Raw genomic sequence first — 24032 nt, forward strand, 5'->3', positions numbered from 1 at the left:
ATGGCCGCCCGGCAACAGCCGAGAGGCCATTCGGACGGCTCGGCCCGCAGCAGCTGAGCCTCGGACTCAGGCAGAGGACAGGGTGTTCGACGAGTCCGTAGCCCGTCCCCAATAGTTCAGCTGCGGGCCGTTGCGCAGGGATGCCTTGCGAGTTCAGGACCTCACCTCGCGTGTCCAGCCGGAAGGGTCTCGGTGCCAGGAGGCTCCTTGCAGTAGCCCGATGGGCCACCCGGGCCACGCACGCGCGGTAGCGGGCACCGGGCAAAGGCCCGCCGGCCTCTCGTTAGCGGCCGAGAGGTCAGCGAGCCGGTGGGAATCCGTCGTCGTGCAGCGCCTTTGCCGGGCCAGCCGTCGGGGCCAGCGCGTCGACCAAGTCTTCCTGGTCCGGCCTACTGCGTAATGCGTCGACTTCGACGCCCAGGTCCGCACCCCCAAGGCCTCCTACGCTTCACCGAATATGTCGAGGTTCTGGCCGGCCGGAGGAAGGGCTTCCGAGGCGTCGCCGTGGAGATCCTGAGATGTCTGCAGTTTGCCGGAAGGCCTGCTGCCGACTTGCGGAGGCCCTTCGACGGATCGCCGACCGGGTGCGATCAGCCAGCGGCAGCACTGGAACCACTCTGCTCTGCGCTGCCGCCCGGGTCATCCTCATGCAACCGGCCAGGGATGACTGGCTAGAGCTTGTCCGGTCGATCACGTCCGGAGCCAGATGACCGAGGTTGCTGCGGTGATGGTGCCGAGGTAGATGTAGCCGCGTTTGTCGTATCGGGTTGCGACCGCTCGGGCCTGCTTGAGTCTGTTGATGGCCCGTTCGATGGTGTTGCGCTTGTTTTACCGCTCCTCGTTGAAGGCTGGCGGCCGCCCGCCGCGCGATCCCCTGCGCAGACGGGTAGCCTGGTTGTCGGTCTTCTCCGGGATGGTGTGCCGAATGCCGCGCCTACGCAGATAGTCACGACACGGCCCGTTGCTGTATGCCTTGTCGCAGGCCACGCTTGTCGGCTTCATTCGAGGCCGGCCAGCTCCGGTCCGGGGGACGCGGATCTTCTCCAGCACAGCCTCGAACTGGGTGCAGTCCGCCCGCTGGCCAGGGGTGACAACCAGGGACAGCGGGCGGCAACGGCCATCCGCACTCAGGTGGACCTTGGTGGTGAACCCTCCGCGCGACCGGCCTAAGCCCTCGCCGCCCGCACCGCCTCCTCCAGGCGGGCGACGAGGCTCTTCCACAGTGTCTCGTCCTGGTGCTCTGCTGACCCACCCCCCTTTGAGGCCAGGGCTGGTGGCAGATCGGTGCGGGCTCCGGCCGCGTGCTGGTGTGCCCGCACGATGGTGGAGTCGACGGAGATGTCCCAGTCGATGTCGCCAGCGGCGTCCGCTTCCGCCTGGACCCGCTGGAGCAGGCGGTCCCAGGTCCCGTCGGCCGACCACCGTCGGTGGCGCTCGTAGACCGTCTTCCACGGCCCGAATCGCTCGGGCAGGTCACGCCAGTGCACACCGGTCCGAACCCGATGCAAGATCCCGTCGATCACCTGCCGATGGTCCCGCCACCGACCGCAACGCCCGTTGCTGGCCGGCAGGAAGTGTCGCAGCCGTTCCCACTCGGCATCCGTCAGATCACCCCGCCCCATGCCCGGACCAACGGCCACGACCGGTGATGGTCACACGGCCACCCGGAAACGCCCCAGGGCCCTTCCGATAGCAGTCGCTCGACGGAGTTCGTGGGCCTGGGTGATGCAAAGATCGGCGGTTCTCCAGACACGAAAATGTGTCTCATGCGGGTTGCTTGCTGATGCGGCGTTAGTCCGTGAAGCTGCTGGTCATCTGGGTGGGGGTGAACACTCGGAGGCCGGTTGTACCTCTTCTTCGCCGACCAGCGAAGGGCCCTGAAGGTAGGGGACGTCGCGGGGCTCGGGCACGAGCGCGTACGGGAGCTGTTCGACCGCCGCCGAGTTGATTCAGGGACACCGATCCTGCTGGACCGGTCGATGCGCCCGGTGGAGCCGGTGTCGTCGTGGTTCCGGACGCTCGCCATGGAGCGCATGGACCCGAAGTCCATGAAGGCCTATGCGCACACCGTCCTCCTGTTGATCAACTTCCTGCTCAAGCGGCAGGAGGACCTGCGGACCGCGACCGAGTACGACATCAGGGATTTCGAGTCCTGGCGCCGCACGGAGGGCCTGCACACTGTCGGGGACTCGACCTGGGACCGGGACTCGGCGGCGATCGGACGGCTCTACGACTACCTGGTCGACGTCGGCTACGTGGCCTCGAAGCCCTGGCGGCCGGTGCGGGGCAGCATGTCGCTGGACAGTGGGATCGCGCAGGACGTCCGGGTCCGGCACATGGAGCTGGAGCAGTATCTCTTCTGCCGGGACGTCGGGTTCGGGGGCCTTGGGCCGGACGCCGGGCTGGACGCCTCGTTCCGGGGCTGCCGGCCGCACCGCAACCGCGCGGCCTGTGAACTGGCCCTGATGACCGGCATGCGGATCCAGGAGTGGTCGACGCTGCTGCTGCCCGAACTCGGCCTGGAGTCGGGCCGCCGTCCGGTGACCTGGGATGTCGACTTGGCGCGGTGCGCGAAGGGCCGGCGTCCGCGCTCGGTGTACGTCCCGGCCGGGGCGATGGAGCTCCTCGGCCCCTACCTGATGATCGAGCGGCCGGAGATCGTGGCCGCCGCCCAGCGGAGTCTGCGGCGCCGCAGGAGGCGGACGGCGCCCGGGTCCGCGGGGTGCTCGACGGCGTGACCGTCGTGCGCACGGTCAAGGACATGCCGCCGGACCTGCGGCGGATCACCGTGCGGGAGACCGGCGGAGGCCTGGACCCGCTGGCGCTGTTTGTCGGCCGGGGCGCTCTGATGCTCACCCCCTCCGGGTGGGACCGGGTCCGCTGGCAGGCCTGGGAGCGGATGAAGGCCTGGGCCGGGCACGAGCGGGCGCCGGTGATGCCGCGCCGCTGCTGGGTCTTCCACGACTGGCGGCACACCTTCGCGCTACGGCTGCTGATCTTCCTCACCCGGCAGGCCCTGAACGACGCCGCCGACCAGCAGCTGCCGATGGCCACGCTGCTGGACCACATGACCGGCAACCCGCTGCTGATCGTTCAGCACCGGCTCGGCCACGCGACGCCGGCCACCACCTACCGGTACGTCCGCTATCTGAAGGACCCGATGCGGGAGGTCGACGACGCCTTCCGCGAGTGGACCGCGGCCGGCGGCGCCTCCTACATCACGATCGCCCGTCACGTCCTTGGCCTGGAGGAGTACGCGCATGCCGCGCAGGGGTGAGTACACCGAGATCGACAAGGTTCCCAGGAGCCGGACCCCGGAGCCGGCCCGGATCGGCCCCAGGGTGGTCACGGCGCTGGAGTCGAACAGGCAGCCGGCCTCGGCGACCGTCGATCCGGGCTGGTTCCGCTGTTCGGGACTGGCCGCCGAGCTGGCGGACGAGTGGGTGGAGCTGGCGGCCGCGGCCGGGCACAGCGCCGGTACGTGCCGGCACTACCGGCAGGCGATCGTGGACTTCTGCCGGCACGTCGACGAGACGCTGCCGACCGCCCACGCCGCGTCGCTGGCCCACGAGGACCCGAACCTACACCACGCGGTGACCGAGTGGATCCGCCTGCTGCCCGCCCGGCACACGACCGGATCGCGGATTCCGGCCTGGCTGGCCGGGCGGGTCCGGATCCTGGTGGGCCGCCGCATGCAGCACCCGGGCCGTCCGGTCGCGCCCAGGCTGCACGGCTGGGTCGCCGGCGACCTCGGGATCCGCCGGGGCCAGGACCAGGAACTGGACGAGTTCACCCGCGCCGACAAGAAGAAGATGGTGAACGCGGCCTGGGCGGACTGCCTGGCGATCGCCGCCCGGATCAGGGCCGGTCGGGCGCTCGCGGCCACCGGCGCCGATCCGGCCGACGGCGGCTGGACGAGCATCCCGAACCTGTTGTGGGCCGTCGTCAACGACGCCTGGTCGGTCGAGCAGATCAGCGCGCGTCTACCACGCTGGCAGAAGATGCCGGCCTCGCTGCGTGACCCGGTCCTGGGGGCGGGCTTCCCCGCGAGCGCGGGCATCACGAGCGTCTGCCGTTACCTGATCCGTCAGCTGTTCCTCACCCCGCCCGACCTCCAGCCGTTCCGGATCGCGCTCATGGCCGCCACCGGCCGCGCCCCCGACGAGGTCATCAACCTGACCGAGGACGACGTCGAGTTCGGACCCGCAGTGTCCTGATCGACGTCGGGAAGAACCGGGCCCACGCCCGCACACGCCAGGCGTTCAGCACGGCGCCCGCCCCGCCGGAGCCCGTGCTGCACCCCGGCGCGGTGCGGATGGACGCCGGACGGATCGCCCTGTTGATGCTGGAGCTGAACCGCCCGCTCGCCGAGCGGGCTGCGATCGCCCCGGTCCCGCTCTTCCTGCGGGCTTCCACGCACGGCCGGACGCTGTTCGTCTCCCGTATGAACCGCCGACGCGGCGCCTCGTTCAGCGACTGGCTCGACCAGCACGGCATCACGGTCGACGGCACGCCGGACATCCGGCGCCTGAGGAAGTCGACGAAGGTCGAGAAGGCCATCGCGTTCAAGGGCCGAGTCAGCGACATCGCCGACGACCACTCGGTGGAGACCTTTCGCCGGCACTACGCGCACGGCACCACCCTGCGGGTGATCGCCGGCAACGTCATCACCTCCGCCCAGAAGCACTGGCTGCGCCAGGCCCTGGACGGACCGGTCGTACTCTCGCCGAAGGCGGAGAAGTCCCTCAGCCAGGACGGGGCGGCCGAGGCGCTGGGTCTGACGGTCGAGCAGGTCGAGGAGCTACGGGCCGGCCAGCTCGACATGGGCGTCTCCAGCTGCAGGAACCCGCTCGACTCCCCCTACGGCCGCCCCGGCCAGCTCTGCCCGGTCGCGCTGCCTGGAGTGCCGCAACGCCTTCGTCCTGCCCTCCAACCTGCCCCAGCTGCTGCTGTTCACCGACCACCTGGAACGCCTGCGCCTGCGCCTGCGCCTGTCTCCGCCTCACTTCCACGCGCTGTGGGGCCAGAGCCGGGTGAACGTCGCCGAGGCGATCGGGGCCCGCACCGACGCGGAGATCGCGCTCGCCCGTCAGCAGATCGCCGAACAGGACCTGGTCCTGCAGCTGCCGCTGGCCGCCCACGTGGAGTTCGACGCGTGACCACGATCCTGCCCCTGCCCGACGGCCTGTCGATCTTCCGGGACGACGAGCCGGTCATCCAGTCGAACCCGCTGCTGCCCGGTGCCGTCTCGCCGCGCTTCGGCGACCGCGCCTGCTGGGACTTCAACGGCGTCCTGCGCAAGGCCCCGAACCGTCCCGGGGCCGCGATGCGGGTGCTGCTGCGGGGCCTGGACGGTGAGTGGAACCTGCTGGCCCGGGAGCTGGCCATGATCTGGTTCAACCCCCGGCACCCGAACCTGCTGGAACGCCGCATCCACCTCAAGCCCACCCCGCACTCGCCGCTGACCGTCGTCGGGCGCATCGGCCACCTGCGGGCCCTCGCCGTGTTCGCCGCCGACCGCGCCCTTCCGCAGCATCCCGCCCAGTGGGCCGACCAGGACTTCCAGGACTACGTCGACCACCGCTGCGACAGCGGCGACGCCCTGAGCGTGCTCGGCCACATCCACGTCATCAAGGCCCTGCACCGGCTGCGCGGCGCGCTGGCCTGCGGAGGGCTCCCGCGCGACCCCTGGCCCGGCAAGAGCCCCAACGCCGTGGCGAAGGTCCCCGTTGTCGTCCCGTTGCGCACCCCGGTGATCAGCCCCGAGACATGGTTCCCGCTGGTGAAGGCGGCCTGGACCTACATCGACGTGTTCGCGCCGGACATCCTGCGGGCCTCCGCGCTGTGGCGGCGCCTGCGGGACCAGGCCCGCCCGGTGCCGATGGAGGAGGCCGACCGGCTCATCCACGCCTGGCTGGCCGATCCCGCCAGCCGGGTCCCGCTGCATCCCGACGGTTCCGTCTACTGGAGCCTGCTCGGCTACATGGCCGGCCTCTCCGTGCGCCGGGCTCACGCGTTCTCGCCCGGCAGCGCGCCGGGCAGGGCCCGCAGGGCGGCGGTCGAGAGACTCGTCGCCGCCGGCCGTACCCAATTCGGCCTCCTGGCCGAGACGGCCATCGTCCACCGGCCAGGCGGCGGCACCGGCCCGTGGCACCAGGGCCTCACACCCCGCACCCTGCGCTGGGAGGCCGTCGCCCTGCGGGACGCGTGCTACCTGTTCACTGCCGCGCTGTCGATGATGCGCGACTGCGAGATCCGGGAGATCACCAGGGGCGCGGTGGTCGAGCACTTCGGCAGCCCGGCGGTGAAGTCAGTCAAGGAGAAGCTCGACCCGGACCTGCCGGTCAAGCACTGGTGGATCACCGAACCGGTCGCCCAGGCCATCGACGTCGCCTCCCAGCTGTCCCGGCACCGGCACCTCGCCTTCGGCTCGCCTCGCCACGAGACCGAAGGCTTCCTCAGCGGCCACGTCCCCACGCGCTTCCGCCTGCACGTCAACGAACTCCGGCACATCACCGGCCTGCCCGAGATCCCGGACGAACACGTCACCCCGCACATGTTCCGCCGGACCATGGCCATGCTCACCCGGGACCACCCCGGATCCGAGATCGCGGTCGGCATGCAGCTCAAGCACGTCGCCGCCCGGGCCCTGGCCAACCGCACCACCCAGGCCTACATGGACCACGACCCCAAGTGGGCCCGCCACCTCACCCACGCGATCGCCGAACGCCGCTTCCAACGCCTCAAAGACCTCTTCGACGCCGACACCCGGGGCGAGACCATCGGCTACGGCCCCGGCGCCGACCGCATGCGCCAGGCCTTCGCGGCCGTGCGCCACCAGGCCGACCAGCTCCGCTCCACCGCGGCCGCCCAGCGCGGCGACGCCCGCGTCGAACACGACCTCCTGCGCCGCACCCGGATCTCGGTGCGCTTCGGCAAGCTGAACCACTGCACCATGAACGACGACGACCCCACCGGCGCCAAGTGCATCGAGGACGCCATCGTCCCCGACGGTCACCGCGGCCCGCTGATCGACCGCTGCCAGCCCTCCCGGTGCGCCAACAGCGTCATCGCCCCGGAACACCTGCCGATCTGGAAGGCCGAGCACGCCTCCCTTACCCGTCTGCGCGACGCCCCCGGCATCGCCCCAGGGCGGCGGGCCCACCTGGACGCCCAGCTCCACGAGGTCGACGTCGTGATCAGGAGGACAGAGCGGTGACCGTCACCCACCGGACCGAGCATGCCCTGCGAGAGGCGATGGAGCGGCTCTTCGCGGGCCGGCCCGAGCGCACCGACGGCAACCTGACGAAGAACAACCTCTGACGCGAGGCCGCCGTCAGCAGGGCCACGATGAACCGGGCCACCGCCGTCCTCGCCGAGTGGGATGCCCGCGCGAGCAGCAGCCCGGCAGCCGTTCACCAGCGCCGCCGGGACGAGGAGGTCACCGATCTGCGGCGCAGAGTGCGTATGGGCGCCGAGGAGCGCCGCGCGCTCCAGGGCCAGGTCGACGCGGCGGCCACCGTGATCGCGACGCTGCTGACCGAGAACGCCGCCCTGCGGGAGCAGATGGCCGCACGCTCCGCCACCATCGTCCCCATCCGGCCGGGGACGACTCGGTGGTGAGATGGTCCTTGCCGGAGCCGATGCTGACCGCGGCCGTGAGCGACCCCGAGTTGCCCGCGCGGCACGCGGCCGAACCGAAATGGGACGGCTACCGATGCCAACTCGAAACCCACGATGGCGATGTGGTGGTGTTGCGCTCGCGCCGTGGCGCCGACCTGACCGGTGCCTTCCCCGAGATCCGGCAGGCCGCCTCAGTTGGTCTCGAAGAGCACGCCGTCGGCGCCGAACTCGTCGAAGGCGTACGCGATCTCCGTCAGGGCTCCGTGGATGTCGGGCAGGGGCGTCGAGGCGAAGAAGGCGAACCGGCCCGGGTGGGCGCGCGCGAGCCGCGCGGCCTCCTCGTTGACCCGCCGGGCCAGAGCGCGGGCCGCGGCCGCGTCGCCGAAGTGGACTCCGGGCGAAGAGACGGACAGGTACGCCTTGGTGATCCCGGCTTCGTCGAGCATCCGAAGGGCGGAGGTCTCGTCCCAGTCGGGGATGCCCCAGATGCCGTCGGGGCGCGAGTGCCCGTTGTCGATCAGTGCCTGGCGGTAGAAGTCGGGCAGGAAGTGGTGATGGACGTCGATCTTCGTCACGCGCTCACGCCCCCGCGCCCTTGAAGACGACCCGGCCGTCGCGGATCACCTGGTGGATGTGGCCGATGGCCGTGATGTCCTGAGCCGGATTGCCGGAGACGATCAGCAGGTCGGCGAACTTGCCCGGCTCGACGGTGCCCAGGCGGTCGGCGATGCCGAGCAGCTCGGCATTGGTCCTCGTCGCCATGGACAGCGCCGCCGGGGCCGGGATGCCCTGGTCGTGGACCATCATCACCAGCTCATCGCGCAGCTTCCAGCCGTGCAGCCCCGGGGAGTGCGCGTCCGAGCCGACCCCGAGCCGCACGCCGGCCTCGTACGCGCGGCGGATGAGGTGGTTGCCGTAGCGCAGGGTGCGGGCGTCGCCGTCCGCGCTCGCCTCGAACTGGTGGGCCACCATGGTGGGCACGAGGTAGGTGCCGCGGTCGGCCATGAGGGCGAACAGCTCCTCGGCAGCGGCCTCGTCCTGCGGTTCCTGCGCGCGCAGCACCAGGTGCTCGATGTCGTCGACGCCGCGCTCGACCGCGGCCCTGGCGTCCTCGACGGTCTCGGTGTGGGCGGCGACCCGAAGCCCGTGGGCGTGGGCGGCATCGACGATGGCGTCGGTGAGGTGCCAGGGCATCTTCAGCTCGGGCCGGGCCGGGCCGAATATCGCGTTGTTCGAGATGATGATCTTGACGAGGTCGACGCCCGTGGCGGCGAGCTCCCCGACCATGCGCTCCGCTTCTTCGGCGGACTTCGGCATGCGGGCGCCTTCCCGTACGGCTGCCGGCTCGCTGCCCCAGACGGTGGCGTTGGGGTGGCCGCCCTCGACCTGGAAGCTCGGCCCGCTGGTCACGACGCGCGCCCCGGCCAGGGTGCCGCTCTCGATGCCGTCCCGCACGGCGATGCTGTCGTGGAGGAAGTCGCCAAGGCTGCGCTGGGTGGTGACCCCGTACCGCAAGGCGCCCTCGCGGGCGGCGGCGTAGTCGTCGGTGGCGGCCCGGCCGCCGAACGGCGGCGTGCTGCGGAAGCCCAGTCCCCCCAGGTGGACATGGGCGTCGATCAGCCCCGGGAGGAGCGCCTTGCCCGCCAGGTCGACCACCCTCGCGTGGGGAGAGACCAGTACGTCGGTCCCGGCGGCGGCGATCCGGCTGCCGGAGACGACGACGGTCGCTCCGTCGATCACGGGTCCGCCGGTGCCGTCGATCAGCAGGGCGTTGGTGAGCGCGAGGCTCGGTTCGTACTGGTTCATGCCACCGAGTCTTCCTGCCGGATCAGTCATAAAGGAAATCAATGATCCATATGGATTTATCACCCAGGTTGATAACCTTCGAGGGTGGCTCGTCCTGATCTCAACCTGCTCGTCGCCCTGCAGGCACTGCTCGAAGAACGGCACGTCAGCCGCGCGGCCGAGCGGATCGGCGTCAGCCAGCCGGCGGCCAGCGCCATGCTGGCGCGCCTGCGCCGACATTTCGGGGATGACCTGCTCGTACGCGAGGGCAACCGCTACCGCCTCACCCCGCTCGCGCAACAGCTGCAGGAGCAGACCGGCAGCGTCCTGCAGCTCTCCGACCGGCTCTTCAGCACCAAGGCCCACTTCGACCCCGCCACCACCGAGCGGGAGTTCACCCTCCACGTCTCCGACTACGCCATGGCCGTCCTCGGCCCGCGGCTCCTGACTGCCTTCCAGGAGCGGGCACCGCATGCCCGGCTGCGGTTCCGCCAGTTCGGCACCCCAGAAGCCATGTATAGGGAAGCGGGCGCCTGCGCGGTGGACGGGCTGATCGCGCCCCGGGACAGCGGCGTGAGCGGACTGCCGAGCCTGGCGCTCTTCGCCGACGAATGGGTCGTCATCGCCGACCAGCACCACCCACTCACCCGCGCCGTGCCCGGTGCGGACAACATTGGTGGACTGCGGTGGGTGCTGGGGCAGTTCGAGCCGCGCGACTCCCGCTTCATGCTGCACCGCCTCGCCGAAAGCGGCCTCCAGCTCAAGCCTGAAGCCGTCACCGACAGCTTCCTGGCCCTGCCCCTGTACGTCGCCGGCACCGACCGCGTCGCCGTCATCCAGCGACGTCTGACCACCGCCGGACCCCTCCCGCCGACCCTGCGCGTGCTCCCTTGCCCCTTCGACGCCGGGCCGATCAACGAGGCCCTGTGGTGGGACCCTGTCCACACCCATGACACCGGCCACCGCTGGTTCCGCACCCTCATCCACGAAAGTGCCCGCCGGCTCGAAGCGGAAGAGCCCCTGTTCGGCAGGCCAGCCGGCTGAAGCCCCCGGACGCCGGGCGCCGCGCGTGGACGCGGCGCCCGGCCGCGGCTGTCAGGCCACGGCTGGTGTCAACCCTTGGGCATGAAGGGGGCTGCGTAGCGGTCGCCGAAGGCGCCGTTCGGCAGGATCTCCTTGATCCGGGCGAGGTCGTGGCCGGTGAGCGTGACGCCGGTGGCGCCGAGGTTCTCCGCCAGGCGCTCGGGGCTGCGCGTGCCGGGGATGGGCACGATGTCGTCGCCCTGCGCGAGCAGCCAGGCAAGGGCGAGCTGGGCGGTGGTGATGCCCTTGGACGAGGCAAGCTCGGTGAGGGCTGCGACGGCTTGGGCGTTGGCGTGGAAGTTCTCGCCCTGCCAGCGCGGGTCGAGTCGGCGCCAGTCGTCCGTGCTGTACTGGTCGGCCGGCTTCATCGCTCCGGTGAGGAAGCCGCGTCCCAGCGGGGCATAGGGCACGAACCCGATCCCGAGCTCACGCACGACCGGCAGGACGGTGTCCTCGACGTGCCGCTCGAAGACGGAGTACTCGGTCTGCAGGACCGAGACCGGCTGCACGGCGTGGGCGCGGCGGATGGTCTCGGGTCCGGCCTCGGACAGACCCAAGTAGCGGACCTTGCCCGCCTCGATCAGCTCCTTCACCGTCCCGGCGACCTCCTCGATCGGCACGTCCGGGTCGACGCGGTGCTGGTAGAGGACGTCGATGTGATCGGTGCCGAGGTAGCGCAGGCTGTTGTCGGCGACCTTGCGGATGTTGTCCGGCCGGCTGTTGAGACCGCCGGGGTTGGCGAGGTCGTAGCCGAACTTGGTGGCCAGCACCACCTCGTCGCGGAAGCCCTTGACGGCCTCACCGAGCAGCAGCTCGTTCGATCCGGTGCCACCGCCGTAGACCTCGGCGGTGTCGAACAGGGTCACCCCGAGGTCGTGTGCGCGGCGGATGGTGGCGATGTTCTCTTCACGGTCGCTGGGGCCGTAGAACATCGTCATCCCCATCGTGCCCAGCCCCAGGGCCGAGGTGATCAGGCCCTGGCGGCCGAGGACTCGCTTGTCCGTGGTCATCTGTTTCGCCTTTCGGATGTCATCGTCGATGGGCGCGGTAGCGCCCACCGGTGGTCAGTGGAAGGGGTACCGAACCCGGGTGAGCTGCTCCGAGACCGACCACAGGCGTCGGGCGACCCCCAGGTCCTGGGCAGCCTTGTCCGGCCGGACGACGGTGGGGTGGCCCCGGTACTCGCCCAGGCCGTCCGGGCCGATGAACTGGCCGCCCTTCAGACCGGGGGCGGTGGCCGCGTAGAGCTGGTTCCAGGCTCCCTTCTCGACGGGCTGGGCCATCAGCGGATTGGCGATCTTGGAGAAGAAGAACCGCAGGAAGCCGGTCGGGCCGCTGGACTGCAGGTTGGTACTGGCATAGCCCGGATGCGCCAGGACGCTGGCCACGGTTGATCCCGCCGCACGCAGGCGCCGGTCGAGTTCCAGGCCGAACAGGGTGTTGGCGAGCTTGGACTGGGAGTAGTAGGCGCGCGGGGCGTAGTCGCGTTCGCCGTGCAGGTCGTCGAAGAAGATGGTGCCGCCGCGGTGCTCGACGGAGCTGACCGTCACCACGCGGGCGTCACGGCCCTGGGCGGCGGACGTCTCCAACCGGTCCAGAAGGAGGCCGGTGAGTGCGAAGTGGCCGAGGTGGTTGGTGGCGAACTGCAGCTCGTAGCCCTGCCGTGTGAGCCGGTGCGGGGGCCACATGACGCCCGCGTTGTTCACCAGGACGTCCACCGGCAGGCCGTCGTCCAGCAGCTTCTGTGCGAAGGCGGCCACCGAGTCCAGGTCGGACAGGTCCAGCAGGCGCAGCTCGACGCTCGCCCTCGGCTGCTCGGCCACGAGCCGCGCCACGGCGGCGTCACCGCGGGTACGGTCACGGGCGGTCATCACGACGTGGGCCCCGTGACGGGCCAACTCGCGGGCCGTCTCGAACCCCAGGCCGCTGTTGGCCCCGGTCACGACGGCCGTGCGGCCCTTCTGGTCGGGGATGCGGGCGCTGGTCCACTTGGCCATGGGATGAGGCTCCTCAGCAGTGCTCGACGGCAGCAAACGCCGTCTACGTGCGAAAACGCCGGCCCGAGAGGAGATCTCCCGGCGGCTGTCTTCAGCCTGCGGCAGGCGAGAGGAGCTATCCACGGTGTGTTCATCACCGGTCTGGCAGTGCGTGGATAACCGGGTGCTGAGGAACCATGCTGGTCCTGTCAACGCCTGCGAGACCGCCCCGACCCGCTCCGCAGCGCCCGCCGTACCGCCAGGGAGCACCGATCATGACCGACCACAGAGAGCTGGGCCGCTTCCTGCGGGCCCGCCGCGAGGCCCTGCGCCCCGCCGACGTCGGCCTCATCCCCGGCGGACGGCGCCGCACCCCCGGCCTGCGCCGTGAGGAAGTGGCCATGCTGGCGAACATCTCCACCGACTACTACGAACGCCTCGAACAGGCGCGCGGAGTCAACCCCTCCGAAGCTCTGATCGGCTCACTTGCCCGAGCCCTGCGCCTGTCCACCGACGAACGCGACCACCTCTACGCCGTCGCCGGCTACCAGCCCCCACAGCACCACGCCACCGACGGCTACGCCGACCCCGGGCTGATGCACATCGTCGACGCCCTCACCGACACCCCCGCGCAGATTGTCGACGAGCTCGGCACGGTGATCGTGCAGAACGCCGCAGCCGTCGCCCTCCTGGGGCCGCTGGCCAACCGCCCGGGCCGGGAAGGCAACGGCGCCTGGCTCTGGTTCACCCACCCCGAAGGCCGCCGGCTCTATCCCGATGAAGACCACGAGGCGCTCGGCCGCGTCATCGTGGCGGACCTACGCGCCGCCGTCTTCCGCCACGGCCCCCACCCGGCAGGCGAGCAACTCGTCAACGACCTGCTCGAACGCAGCAAGGAGTTCTCCACGATCTGGGAACTGGGCGAGGTCGCCACCGTCCGCTCCGCCCGCAAGACCCTCCTCCACGCGCACGTCGGCCGCCTCGATCTGCAATGCGACGTCGTCCTCAGCCCCACCACCGGCAACCGCCTCTTCCTCTATAGACCCCAGCCCGGCACCGACGCCGCCGAACGCCTGGAGTTCCTCCGCGTCCTCGGCCACCAGACCTTCACCACCTGACACCACCCGCCCCACCCAGCCCACTCAACGCACGGCGGGCAGAGCCTGCACCCCCCGGTGGACCGCTCGCACCACGTCACTGGCCAACCGGCGGTCAAAGTGGCCAGCTATCGCTGCAACGTCACGTCGGGCTGGACGTCAGAGGTCAGTCACGTCCCCAGCGCCAGGCGGCGACGTGCCCTGATGTCTCTGAGACATGCTGCAGTCTGGAGAAGGACGGATGGTGCGCATTGGTGAGTTCTTCCTTGCAGGGGACGATGAGTCCGCCCGCCGGGTGGGCCCCCGCTATCGTCACGACTTCCTGGCGGTACCGTGTGACGACATCTGCCCAGATGACGCGGTTCTGACGTGGGAAGCTCAGCTGACGGGCACCGAGAGCCCACTCCGAGACGTGGTGCCCATGGCCAATGACGGGTTCACCGTCTTTGCTGTCCCGGAGGCGCTGTGCACGGCTCTGGCCGCTGCGGCAAGAGACCGGCTCCGAGCTACAGCTCTTACGTGGGCCGCGGCCGCCTCCGAACCGGACGATGAGATCTCGCGGGACAGCGCGGTGGACCTCCTCGAACGCGTGTCAGCCCTGGCCAGCAGTCGTGAGGAGAAGCACCTCGATCTGTACTGCTGGTACTTCGCGCCCTGATCTCGCCCCATTGACGCATCGCGATGGTGATCGGCCGGACAGGACCTAGTCCTTCATACCGAACGGCTATCTGCCGCTGCGCATCGACACTCTCCCTGCTGCAGCAAGTGACGTCAACTCACTCCTGGACCATGTCCACGATCGGGCACCGGTCGCGGGCCCACCACACGCCGCGCTGCTCCCGAGAGGGCGGGGGTCTCTGTCGCCGGAACGGACGTCCGCCGCTCCAGGTCGTCCGTTCGGTGCATGGCACTGGGTTCGATGATGAATCGCGACCGGGGCCCACCAGTTGCCCATGACCCACTGTGTGCCGGTCATTGCCGAGTGTGTTTCCGGCCATCTTCCCATGACCCTCCTCCGAGCTCGGTGTCCGCCCTCACCCTGGAACGTTCGTCACCGACTGAGGGGAGAATGGTGAGCGTTCCACGACGCCATGCGGGCGATCCGGATGTCATCGGCCAGACCGCTGCGCTGGTCGGTTTCCTGCGCGAGGTCGTGCAGAGCAGTCATCAGCGGCTCCGGGACACACGTTCCTGGAATCCGCTATGGCTGGCCGACCTGCCGGCGAAGGTGCCCAGGCCGTCCGACCACGACCGTCCGTTGCTGGTCCTGGACCACGTCCCGCAGACTGCGGCACCGGAACTTCCGCCCGTGCTGGAAGGGTGGGTCGACGAGCGGCTGTGTCAGGACGCGGATGCCGACGATCCACCGCTCTCGGAGGAGGGCCCGTACCGGACCTGGGTTCCGGAGGCGGGTGATGACAACTGCTGGCAGGACAGCGAGGCCACCGTTGCGAGGAAGGACGCCGAGGAGGTCCTGCGGGCGTACGGACCGTGGCTCGCGCGCTGGCGCCTGTGGGCCGAACGTGAACGGGCCGAGCGGTTGCATCGGGAGCTCTACGAGAAGATTTACCACTGGCACCAGAAGATGGCACAGCAGGACGACCAGTACGAACTCGTTCTTGCAGTGGGCCTGTTGTCGTGGAGTGAACCGAATGGCGGGGCGATTCACCGGCACGTGCTCTCACGGCGGGTGGAGACCCAGGTGGACCGGCGGACCGCGCGGATCACCGTGCGCCTCACCGGCAACGGGGCAGTGCGCCTCGAGGACCGTGACTTCCTCGATACGGACGACGGATGGGTGCCGGAGCGTTCCGCGGCGTTCGACGAGGAGCTCTCCGCGAGGCCTCTCCACCTGCTGGGCGAGGATGCGCTGGAGTGCCTCTCTCAGTGGCTGGACCTGGTGCTTCCCCGTCCGGTGGCGTTCAGCAGCAACTGGCGCCCTCCGGCTGGGCCGGAGGCGGGTGCGAGGCTGACGTACGCGCCGGCCCTCCTGATGCGGCCGAGGGACCGAAACGCGGTGCTGAGTTTCTACGACCGCATCGCTGAGAGCGTGGTGTCCGAACGTCAGGCCCCTCTCGGGCTCGCACAGTTGGTGATGTCGCTGAACTCCGAAGAGCGGCAGAACTGGGGTGGGAGGCAGGCTCCGGCTCTCTTCGGCGACGAGCCTCTGTTTCCCGGCAAGACCAACGCCCAGCAGCGATCCGTCCTCCAACGGCTTCAGCGCGACACGGGCGTGGTGGTGCAGGGCCCGCCAGGGACCGGCAAGACCCACACGATCGCCAATCTGGTCTCCGCGCTCCTGGCCCAGGGCCAGAGGGTTCTCGTCACCAGCGCGAGGGATCAGGCCTTGACGGTCCTCCGGGACAAGCTGCCCCCGGCCGTGCGGGACTTGTGCGTCCTCCTGCTCAGCAGCACTAGCCAGGACGGTGCGAACGAGCTCGAACGTACCATCAACGCGTTGAGCGACCAGGTGGCGATGGGTGACACCGGCCAGCTGCGGGACGAGATCAACCGCCTGACTCAGCGACGGTACGAGGTGCGCAGCCGGATCAAGCTGCTGACCGAGCAGGTGCTCTCGTTGCGGGAAGCGGAGGTCTACCAACACCCGGAGGTCGCACCGGGCTACTCGGGAACGCTGGCCGCGATCGTGCAGAAGGTGAAGGACGAGGCGGTGCGGCTGAATTGGATCGGGAGGCTGCCCGACCAGGCGCCTGCCACGCCCCCGCTGTCGCCCGCCCAAGCGGATGAGCTGCTCGCACTCTTGAGGGATGGCGGCGCCGGGCAGTGGGCGGAGTCCGGGGTGTACCCGTCGGCCGAGACGCTACCGACGCCCGGCCAGGTTGCGGGGGCCGTCGCGGCGGGTCAGCTGAGTGTCAGCGGGCTCTCTCCCGCTGCGGTAGAGGTGCGAAACCTACTGGCCGGGCTCGAAACCTCCAGGACCGACGAGCTGACGGAGCTGCTGCGCTCCGGTCGAAGCAGGCTGCACCGGCTCAGCGTCCCGTGGGAGGCCATGCGATGGGGGGCCGAGAACTGGGTCCCACGTGCCCTGGCGGATCGGCTCGCCCGACGTAATCCTGATCTCTGGCAGCGTGTCGGGGATGTTGCGGGTGTCCTGTCCGACGTGACCGATGGCCTCGAACGGGTCGGTCTGCGGACGGTGGTCCTTCCGGACTCCCTGACGCCGGATCGTGCCCGTCGCATGGCGGCCACGATCCCGGCCTTGATGAAGTACCTCGCTGGGGGGCGCCAGCTGCGTACGCGCTTCGCGTCGAGGGCTCAGCGGGAGGCCGACGAACTTCTCGGCACCTGTCAGGTGGACGGGATCGCGCCGGCCTCCACGGACGATCTGGGCGCCGTCCTCGCGCACCTGCAGGCCCATGCGGCACTGGCAGCCGTCGCCACTCGCTGGGAACAGGTGGGAGCACCTCTCGAGGAGGGATCACTGGAGGTGCGACTGGCTGCGCTGCGCGAGCGGTACCGGCAGCTGGCCGAGGTCGATGCGTTCGGCCGGGTTCGCGAGCAGATCGACGAGGTCCTCGTACGCCACGGCATCTACCTCGACTTGACCCGACCACAGGAGTGGCAGGACTTCGCCGAGGCCGCGTCGGCGTTGGCAGGTCGGCAGCGTGCCGAGGAGGCGTCGGCGCGACTGGTCCGGTGGGAGGGACTCCTGCGTGGTGAGGGCGACGGTGCGGCTCCGCCGGTCGAGGCGCTCGCCATGGCCCAGGCCCTGCAGGACCGCGACGTCGACCGGTACGCGAAGGAGCTCGAAGCCCTCGCAGCGGCGCAGCGGCGGGACCAGCGGCGGAGGCGCTGTGCGGAGTTGCTCGAAGGTCTTCGGGGCGCGTCGCCCGCGCTCGCGGGTCGGCTCGAAGTCGAGGCCGATGATCCGGCCTGGGACGAACGGCTCGGACGGCTCCGCGAGGCCTGGGCGTGGGCGAGGGCGTGCGAGTTCATCGACGACGAGCGCGCGCCCGGCCGGGAACAGCGGCTCGACGGCGAGCTGACCGAGCACGAGGCGAAGCTGGAGGAGCTCACGGGGGACCTGGCCGCCGCGCAGGGCAGGTTGCACTGTCTCGTCCGCATGACCCCGGAGCAGCGCTCGGCGCTGCAGGCCTACCGCACACACATGGCTTCGTACGGCAAAGGCAAGGGCAAGAACGCGTCCCATTTCAAGGCGGCCGCCCGCAGCGCGATGGATATCGCGCAGGGGGCGGTTCCAGCCTGGGTTATGCCCATCGCACGGGTGGCGGAGATGATCCGGCCCAGGCAGGACGCGTTCGACGTGGTGATCGTCGACGAGGCCAGTCAGGCCGGCATGGACGCGCTCTTCCTCCTCTGGCTCGCACCGCGGATCATCGTGGTCGGCGACGACAAGCAGTGCACGCCCCCGGTCACCGGGTTCGGACGCACCCAGCAGATCCAGGACCGCCTGACCGCCCACCTTCCGGAAGTGCCGGCGCACCTGCGCCAGCTGTACATGCCGCACTCCAACCTGTACCAGCTGCTGTCGGCGCTCTTCCCGTCGACGATCCGCCTTCAGGAGCACTTCCGCTGCATGCCCGAGATCATCGGCTGGTCCTCTGAGACCTTCTACACACCGCCGGGCCTCATCCCACTTCGGCAGTACGGCGGTGAGCGGCTCGACCCGCTGCTGACGCACTACGTCGAAGGGGGGGTCACCGAGGGACGCGACAGTCGGATCCGGAACCCCAAGGAGGCCGAGGCGATCGTGGACTGCCTCGCCGATCTGACCGCGGATCCGACCTACGAGAACAAGACCATGGGAGTCATCGTGCTCCAAGGCACGTTCGGCCAGGTCAAGTTGCTGGAGCGGCTGATCGAGCAGCGCCTTCCCGCCCCGGTTCGGGAACGCCACCGTATCCGGGTGGGCACACCGGCCCAGTTCCAGGGCGACGAGCGGCACGTCATCTTCCTGTCGATGGTCGTAGACCGGGTCCGACGCATCTCGGGCGGTCTGCGCAGCGAACAGCAGGCTTACAACGTGGCGGCCAGTCGAGCCCAGGACCAGATGCGACTCTTCTACTCCGTACCGCCGGACCAGCTCAAGCCCGGCGACCTGCGGCTGAACCTGCTCAGCTATATGCAGAACCCGCCCGCGGCGCTGGCCGAGACCGACGACATCGGTCCGGTACTGCCCGAAGTCCGGCGAGTTCCCTTCGACTCCCTCTTCGAGCAGCAGGTCTACTTGCGGCTGAAGCAGCGCGGGTTCCACGTCGTGCCGCAGTACCCGGCTGGCAGCAAGCGCATCGACCTCGTGGTGGTCGGCGCACGAGGCCGCCTCGGCGTGGAGTGCGACGGCGACTACTACCACTCGACCCTCGACCAGCTCCGGCACGACCAGCAGCGTGACCGTGAACTCCAGCGGGTCGGATGGAGGTTCTGGCGCGTCCGCGAGAGCGAGTTCAGGTTCGACCCGGACGAAGCCCTGGCCGGACTGTGGCAGGAGCTTGACCGGCAGGGCATCCACCCGGCCGACTACTCCCGGCCGACCGTTCCGCCGGAGGACGCGCGGCCGTGGACAGCGCTCGATCTACCGGCTGGTGACGAGCTCCCCGATGAGGGGACAGAAGAGCACGAGCCGGATGGGACAAGGAGCCCCGACACCGGGGACGGAATTCCTGCGGGATCCGCCCCCGGCCTGAACACCGAATCGGCTGAAGGAGCGGCATGACCCAGTCCCAGACCCGGCAGTACGGTCTCACCCTGGACGAGAACACCCTGCAGGAGCTCGCCCGCGTCGTCGCGGGTGACGACGACCTCTACTACCGGCGCGGCTTCGAGATCGCGGGTTTCCTCAAGCGGGCCGGCTGGCAGGAGGTGCCCGAGTACGACGGTCAGTACCGCAGGGAGTGGTCGATCGAGCTGCTCATGGAACGGCGCAACCAGCCGGGGGAGATCGAGAAGGTGCTGCTCCGGCTCGCCGACCCTCGTGAGTACCTCGACGAGCCCGAACTGCTCGGCGAGGTGGTGGCGACGGTCAACGCCTTCCTCATCCACGAGGGCTACCGGCTGGAGAACCCAGGCGGCGCCGCCAGGCTGGTTCCGTGTGATCCGGCGCTGGCCCACCCGACGTACTACGGGGCCTCCGAGCTCAAGGTCGTGATGACGGACCTCATCGCGGACGAGGCTATGGCCGAGCTCCTCCAGTGGCGCTTGGACGAGGCCCGGACCTGCTACGCCAACGGAGCCCACGTCGCGGCGATCATCATGCTCGGTTCCCTGATGGAGGGCGTACTCCTCCGGACGGTCGTGGAGCGGGACGCGTCCCTCCTCGGGCGGGACACGGAGGACAGCATCAACCTGGACAGGTTGATCAAGGCCTGCCACCGGGCCGGGTGGATCGGCGCGGACGCCGAGAAGTTCAGCCACGAACTGCGCAGGTACCGGAACTTCGTCCACCCCAATGCCGAGGCCCGTCAGAACCACCGGCCGGACCGCGACACCCTGGGCATCTGCTGGCAGGTGGTCAACGCCGCGCTCAACGACCTCGCCGAGACGCACCCCGACCGTGCCAAGTAGCCCCACCGGGGACCGGCCGACAGCAATGACGCGATCCGCACCTGATCAGGGGAGAGATGATGGGGAAGCACGCAGCTGCCGTACTGAGGGACCTCGTCCAGTCGTGGAACGTGGCGATCCACTCGACCTCCGGCCTGGCCGGGAGCGTCGCCGCGGTGGCCGACGCGGATGACAAGGAACGGCGTGGGAACAGCCAGGAACTGCTGCGTCGGAAGCCGGGGCTGCACGCCGTGCCCGTGGGGGACCGCGGGCAGTCGATCGAGCTCACGCCGTGGAAGCTGCTGCACACTCTCGGCAGGGCGAACGTCCTGGCCCGGCAGGGTGCTGGCCGGGGTCTGGCCGAACACTGGGCGAGCCTCAAGTACTGCCAGGCACTGAACGGCAACCACGGGAGCTTCATGACCCTCTCCGATGAGGGCCGCAACCCGATCCGTCACTACAAGGCCGTCCAGTCGGGTGAGCTGGGGATCGGGTTCGCCCTGGCCGTGGCCCAGGAGGTGCTCGGGCGGCGCTACCCGGACCACTCGGTGTCGGTCATCGACGCCGAGATTGCCCTTCGCGCGGGGTGGATGCTGACGGGGAAGGAGGACTCGACGCACCGGGCGCTCAAGCGCCCGCACTTCTTCCTGGAGGTGTGGAAGCCCGGCGCGCCCTCGAAGGTCGTGCTCGTCGCCTGCAAGGGGACGCACGGGAAGCCCGCGCAGGTGCATGCCCAGCTGTCCACTGCGGCCGTGCACGTCGAGGCCGTCCACATCGGAGGGCCGGACGAGACGCCGGCCCTGGTGTTCGGCACGGAGATCCCGGGCAAGGAGCCCATCACGCTCCACATGCTGGAGGCGAGCGGAGATGGGACGTTGCTCCTCCCCGGCGGCGCTGGTGAGGCCGATCTGGACGGCCCGCCGGACGACCGTGCCGTCGTACCCGGAATCGACCTCGCGTGGGGGACCGGTCGGGAGCCGCGGCTGGTGTCCGGCTACCACGTTCGGCCCGAGGACTACGGATGGTTCCGCCGCGTCCTCGCGCACGCGGACGCGGCTGGCCTGATGGCCTTCACCGGAGGGGGTGAGCCCACCGCGCGGTACTTGTCGAAGCGCCAGGGGAAGCGTCACTTCGAGCAGTACACGCACGCGGGCACGGGTATCGTTCAGGACATCGCGTACTCCGTGCACGGCGTCGAGTTCGTGGGCACGGATCATGTCTTCCGGCTGAACGGCACGCGAGTGGAGGCGTTCTCCGGGATCGCGAAGGATCTCTTCAAGGGCCTTGCGGCCGGCCGGGTCGAGGAGTACCGGCAGGCGGCCCACGCCCTCCGCGAGGAGTGGCCCGACGAGCAGTGGGACGCCAAATGGAACGGGCCGGTCTCATTGAACCGGGACGGTTCGGTGCTGGCCATCCGTGTCCTGGGCTGACGCTTGGTCGACGAGCAAGGGGTTCGGCGGCTCCGGGGGAGGTTCCGACCTCCTCCGGAGCCGTCACGCGCCTGGGAACTCGCACGACGCGGGAGCGGAACTGCGGTGCTGGCTCCGATTCCGCGCGAAGACGATCGCGGCGGCCAGGGACGGGGTCCGGGTGGAATCATGTGGAGGTCTGGAGAAACGCTGGACGGTCGAGCCGGGGTAGGGAGCCGTGGGTGGGGGATAAGCAGCGGACCGTTCGGAAGCCCCGGGCTGTTCTTGCGGATGCCGAGCGACTCCACACGGCCGCTCTCGCGGTCACCGAAGATCACCGGAGTGCTGTTTCACGGGTGACCCAGGCCGCAGCCGCCCTGAGGGACCGGCTGGTTCGCGACGAACTGGCAACCATCCCCGTGGCCCGGCTCAGAGATGTGACCGAGGGGCGACTCAGGGTCGGCGCGTTGGAGTCTGCGGGACTCAGGACCGTGCAGCAGATCGTGGGTGCCTCGGCGTACTCGCTCCAGCTGATTCCGGGAATCGGTGCGCAGACTGCTGCCCAGACCATTGCTGCCGCCCGCCGGATCGCCGAGGCGGCCACGCAGACCGTGGCGGTCCGGCTCGACGTCGATCACCAGGACGCGATGAGCACGACCCTGGTCATCGCGCTTCACCGGCTGGTCGTCGCCGGGCCAGAGGCTGCCCGCGCTAATGAGATCGCGCAGCGTGTCGTCGGTGAGGTCGCTGGCCTCATCTCCACTGCTCAGTCGGCTAGAGGAGCCATTCGCGCCCTGTTCGCCGGACGGCAGAGAAAGCAGGCAGCCCTCGCGGCGATTGATCAGCTCACGGATCTGATCGCGGAGTTGGAGGCGCAGGCGACATCGATGCTCTTCGCCCAGACCTCTGCGGACCTCCTGCGCCCGCCAGCCTCCGAGGTCGAGGCGTGGACGGACTTCGAGCACCACTCGGCCGAGTTCTACAGCATCCTTGGCGAGGTCGCCGGCCTCGCTCCGACTGAGGTCAGCGCCTCCGAAGGCTTCCTACCCGATGATTTGTCCGACCGGGTCCGTGCCGAGCCGTTGGACGACACGCAGGGCAAGGTCTCGCTCCGCGGCTACCAGGCCTTCGGAGTCCGCTTTGCACTCAGGCAGAAGCGGGTGATCATCGGCGACGAGATGGGCCTGGGGAAGACCGTTCAGGCGATCGCGGCGATGGCGCACCTCCGGGCGCAGGGGAGCACACACTTCCTCGTAGTCTGTCCGGCGAGCGTCCTCATCAACTGGACCCGGGAGATCGAGTCTCGAAGCACCCTGCGCGCCTACCGGTTTCACGGCCAGGACCGGGAACTCTCACGTGCCGAGTGGCTACGTGACGGTGGTGTCGCGGTGGTGACGTTCGACGGCCTCCGCCAGCTGGAGGTCCCTCCGGAGCAAGCCGTGGGAATGGTCGTGGTAGACGAGGCCCATTACGTCAAGAACCACAAGGCACAGCGCTCCCAGGCGGTAGCCGCGTGGACCGACCGTGTGGAGAGGGTGCTCTTCCTCACCGGCACTCCGATGGAGAACCGGGTCGAGGAGTTCCGCAACCTTGTGCACTACCTCCAGCCCGAACTGCTGGCTCAGATCCACAACGGCTCGGCCGCCGCCGGTCCGAAGGCGTTTCGGAAGGCGGTGGCTCCGGCCTACCTCCGCCGTAACCAGCAGGATGTCCTCACCGAGCTTCCTGATGTCGTTCACGTCGATGAGTGGGAGGAGTTCACGCCGGCCGACTTCGCGGCCTATCGGGCCGCCGTCGCCGCCGGAAACTTCATGGCCATGCGCCGTGCCGCGTACGCGAACCCTGAGCGGTCGGCGAAGCTGCAGCGACTGCGGGAGATCATCGAGGAGGCTGCCGACAACGGGCGGAAGGTCGTCGTGTTCTCGTTCTTCCGTGACGTTCTGGCGGTTGTCCGGGAGTCACTGGGCCAAAGGGCATTCGGTCCGATCGACGGCAGTCTTCCGGCGGTTCGGCGCCAGGACGTGGTGGACCAGTTCGCCGCGGTACCGGGCCACGCTGTGCTGCTGAGCCAGATCCAGGCCGGAGGTGTGGGGCTGAACATCCAGGCGGCCTCGGTCGTCATCCTGTGCGAGCCGCAGGTGAAGCCCACGATGGAGAGTCAGGCCGTGGGCCGGGCCCAACGCATGGGCCAGGTCCGGCGCGTCCAGGTGCACCGGTTGCTCGTCACCGACAGCGTTGACCAGCGGATGCTGGAGATCCTGCGGGCGAAGGATCGACTCTTCGACGAGTATGCGCGGCGAAGCGAGGTGGCGGAGTCGACGCCGGAGGCCGTGGACGTTTCGGAGCAATCATTGGCCGTTCGGATCGTGGAGGAGGAACAGCTCCGCCTGGCCGCTCTGCCACTTGACTGAGCTCCGGGGCCGGCACGGAGGCCGTTGTGAGGTACGGCGCGACGATCGATGTCATCGCCGTCTCCGAGAGGGTGACCACTGCACCTCGACCGAGGTTGATCGAGGCATGGGAGACAGGGGCGATCG

Annotated in this window: 18 protein-coding genes and 2 pseudogenes; 14 read left to right on the plus strand and 6 right to left on the minus strand. The window is 69.6% G+C overall.

The genetic code is table 11. The features are described from left to right. Positions 1–690: 690 nt before the first annotated feature. Positions 691–1622 (minus strand): annotated as a pseudogene (locus tag ACIRD3_RS18875) (IS5 family transposase). 222 nt (positions 1623–1844) lie between these two features. Here ACIRD3_RS18875 and ACIRD3_RS18880 point away from each other — a divergent pair. Genes ACIRD3_RS18880 through ACIRD3_RS18890 form a run of 3 tightly spaced genes read left to right on the plus strand, consistent with a single transcriptional unit; the run spans position 1845 to position 4217 of the window. After that, positions 1845–2738, plus strand: a complete 894-nt coding sequence (locus ACIRD3_RS18880) for a site-specific integrase (RefSeq protein WP_402217628.1) — start codon at positions 1845–1847, stop codon at positions 2736–2738. After that, positions 2735–3277: a hypothetical protein gene (locus ACIRD3_RS18885; protein ID WP_402217630.1), complete on the plus strand. Its 543-nt coding sequence runs from the start codon at positions 2735–2737 to the stop codon at positions 3275–3277. The genes ACIRD3_RS18880 and ACIRD3_RS18885 overlap by 4 nt, the downstream gene beginning before the upstream one ends. Continuing rightward, positions 3261–4217, plus strand: coding sequence for a hypothetical protein (locus ACIRD3_RS18890; protein ID WP_402217632.1), 957 nt, complete (start codon positions 3261–3263; stop codon positions 4215–4217). The genes ACIRD3_RS18885 and ACIRD3_RS18890 overlap by 17 nt, the downstream gene beginning before the upstream one ends. A gap of 406 nt (positions 4218–4623) precedes the next feature. Here ACIRD3_RS18890 and ACIRD3_RS18895 read toward each other — a convergent pair whose 3' ends face one another. Beyond that, complete coding sequence (locus tag ACIRD3_RS18895) at positions 4624–4824, minus strand: hypothetical protein (RefSeq protein ID WP_402217634.1); 201 nt, start codon at positions 4822–4824, stop codon at positions 4624–4626. Between the two features lie 209 nt (positions 4825–5033). Between ACIRD3_RS18895 and ACIRD3_RS18900 the strand changes: the two genes are divergently transcribed. From ACIRD3_RS18900 to ACIRD3_RS18915, 4 genes and pseudogenes are all read left to right on the plus strand, one after another. Further along, complete coding sequence (locus ACIRD3_RS18900; RefSeq protein WP_402217636.1) at positions 5034–5159, plus strand: hypothetical protein; 126 nt, start codon at positions 5034–5036, stop codon at positions 5157–5159. Beyond that, positions 5156–7219: a hypothetical protein gene (locus ACIRD3_RS18905; RefSeq protein ID WP_402217638.1), complete on the plus strand. Its 2064-nt coding sequence runs from the start codon at positions 5156–5158 to the stop codon at positions 7217–7219. Before ACIRD3_RS18900 ends, ACIRD3_RS18905 begins: the two co-directional genes overlap by 4 nt. Positions 7220–7350: 131 nt before the next feature. After that, complete coding sequence (locus tag ACIRD3_RS18910; RefSeq protein WP_402217640.1) at positions 7351–7623, plus strand: hypothetical protein; 273 nt, start codon at positions 7351–7353, stop codon at positions 7621–7623. Positions 7624–7643: 20 nt separating this feature from the next. Further along, positions 7644–7772, plus strand: a pseudogene (locus ACIRD3_RS18915) (ATP-dependent DNA ligase); the annotation flags it as partial. Positions 7773–7814: 42 nt separating this feature from the next. Here ACIRD3_RS18915 and ACIRD3_RS18920 read toward each other — a convergent pair. Beyond that, complete coding sequence (locus ACIRD3_RS18920; protein WP_402217642.1) at positions 7815–8198, minus strand: amidohydrolase family protein; 384 nt, start codon at positions 8196–8198, stop codon at positions 7815–7817. A gap of 4 nt (positions 8199–8202) precedes the next feature. Then, entirely contained in the window at positions 8203–9429 is a 1227-nt protein-coding gene (locus ACIRD3_RS18925; RefSeq protein ID WP_402217644.1) for an amidohydrolase family protein, read from the minus strand. An 84-nt stretch (positions 9430–9513) separates the two neighbouring features. On the opposite strand from ACIRD3_RS18925, the gene ACIRD3_RS18930 reads away from it, so the two are divergent. After that, positions 9514–10452: a LysR family transcriptional regulator gene (locus ACIRD3_RS18930; protein ID WP_402217647.1), complete on the plus strand. Its 939-nt coding sequence runs from the start codon at positions 9514–9516 to the stop codon at positions 10450–10452. A gap of 68 nt (positions 10453–10520) precedes the next feature. Here the strand turns inward: ACIRD3_RS18930 and ACIRD3_RS18935 are convergent, their stop codons facing one another. Both ACIRD3_RS18935 and ACIRD3_RS18940 read right to left on the minus strand, forming a co-directional pair. Continuing rightward, entirely contained in the window at positions 10521–11501 is a 981-nt protein-coding gene (locus ACIRD3_RS18935) for an aldo/keto reductase (protein WP_402217650.1), read from the minus strand. A 54-nt stretch (positions 11502–11555) separates the two neighbouring features. After that, positions 11556–12488 (minus strand): oxidoreductase, encoded by a 933-nt coding sequence (locus tag ACIRD3_RS18940; protein WP_402217653.1) that lies wholly within the window; start codon positions 12486–12488, stop codon positions 11556–11558. Between the two features lie 254 nt (positions 12489–12742). Here ACIRD3_RS18940 and ACIRD3_RS18945 point away from each other — a divergent pair, with 254 nt between their 5' ends. The 6 genes from ACIRD3_RS18945 to ACIRD3_RS18970 all read left to right on the plus strand — a co-directional run bounded on the left by ACIRD3_RS18945 (position 12743) and on the right by ACIRD3_RS18970 (position 23906). Beyond that, complete coding sequence (locus ACIRD3_RS18945; protein WP_402217655.1) at positions 12743–13585, plus strand: helix-turn-helix transcriptional regulator; 843 nt, start codon at positions 12743–12745, stop codon at positions 13583–13585. Positions 13586–13805: 220 nt separating this feature from the next. Then, on the plus strand, positions 13806–14222 hold the full coding sequence (locus ACIRD3_RS18950) for a hypothetical protein (RefSeq protein ID WP_402217657.1): 417 nt from the start codon (positions 13806–13808) through the stop codon (positions 14220–14222). 411 nt (positions 14223–14633) lie between these two features. Next, positions 14634–19259, plus strand: coding sequence for an AAA domain-containing protein (locus ACIRD3_RS18955; protein WP_402217660.1), 4626 nt, complete (start codon positions 14634–14636; stop codon positions 19257–19259). Beyond that, positions 19256–20107, plus strand: a complete 852-nt coding sequence (locus ACIRD3_RS18960) for a hypothetical protein (RefSeq protein ID WP_402217662.1) — start codon at positions 19256–19258, stop codon at positions 20105–20107. The genes ACIRD3_RS18955 and ACIRD3_RS18960 overlap by 4 nt, the downstream gene beginning before the upstream one ends. A gap of 110 nt (positions 20108–20217) precedes the next feature. After that, positions 20218–21516 (plus strand): hypothetical protein, encoded by a 1299-nt coding sequence (locus ACIRD3_RS18965; protein ID WP_402217665.1) that lies wholly within the window; start codon positions 20218–20220, stop codon positions 21514–21516. Positions 21517–21737: 221 nt separating this feature from the next. Continuing rightward, positions 21738–23906 (plus strand): DEAD/DEAH box helicase, encoded by a 2169-nt coding sequence (locus ACIRD3_RS18970; protein ID WP_402217668.1) that lies wholly within the window; start codon positions 21738–21740, stop codon positions 23904–23906. Positions 23907–24032: the final 126 nt, after the last annotated feature.

The sequence above is a fragment of the Kitasatospora sp. NPDC093550 genome (assembly GCF_044764985.1).
Lineage (GTDB): Bacteria > Actinomycetota > Actinomycetes > Streptomycetales > Streptomycetaceae > Kitasatospora.

What these genes read in the sequence shown, in the direction of transcription:
- ACIRD3_RS18890 (WP_402217632.1), top strand. Translation starts at nt 3,261, where the DNA reads ATGCCGCGCAGGGGTGAGTACACCGAGATCGACAAGGTTCCCAGGAGC.
- ACIRD3_RS18895 (WP_402217634.1), bottom strand. Translation starts at nt 4,824, where the DNA reads ATGTCGAGCTGGCCGGCCCGTAGCTCCTCGACCTGCTCGACCGTCAGA.
- ACIRD3_RS18910 (WP_402217640.1), top strand. Translation starts at nt 7,351, where the DNA reads ATGAACCGGGCCACCGCCGTCCTCGCCGAGTGGGATGCCCGCGCGAGC.
- ACIRD3_RS18925 (WP_402217644.1), bottom strand. Translation starts at nt 9,429, where the DNA reads ATGAACCAGTACGAACCGAGCCTCGCGCTCACCAACGCCCTGCTGATC.
- ACIRD3_RS18935 (WP_402217650.1), bottom strand. Translation starts at nt 11,501, where the DNA reads ATGACCACGGACAAGCGAGTCCTCGGCCGCCAGGGCCTGATCACCTCG.
- ACIRD3_RS18940 (WP_402217653.1), bottom strand. Translation starts at nt 12,488, where the DNA reads ATGGCCAAGTGGACCAGCGCCCGCATCCCCGACCAGAAGGGCCGCACG.
- ACIRD3_RS18945 (WP_402217655.1), top strand. Translation starts at nt 12,743, where the DNA reads ATGACCGACCACAGAGAGCTGGGCCGCTTCCTGCGGGCCCGCCGCGAG.
- ACIRD3_RS18950 (WP_402217657.1), top strand. Translation starts at nt 13,806, where the DNA reads ATGGTGCGCATTGGTGAGTTCTTCCTTGCAGGGGACGATGAGTCCGCC.
- ACIRD3_RS18955 (WP_402217660.1), top strand. Translation starts at nt 14,634, where the DNA reads ATGGTGAGCGTTCCACGACGCCATGCGGGCGATCCGGATGTCATCGGC.
- ACIRD3_RS18960 (WP_402217662.1), top strand. Translation starts at nt 19,256, where the DNA reads ATGACCCAGTCCCAGACCCGGCAGTACGGTCTCACCCTGGACGAGAAC.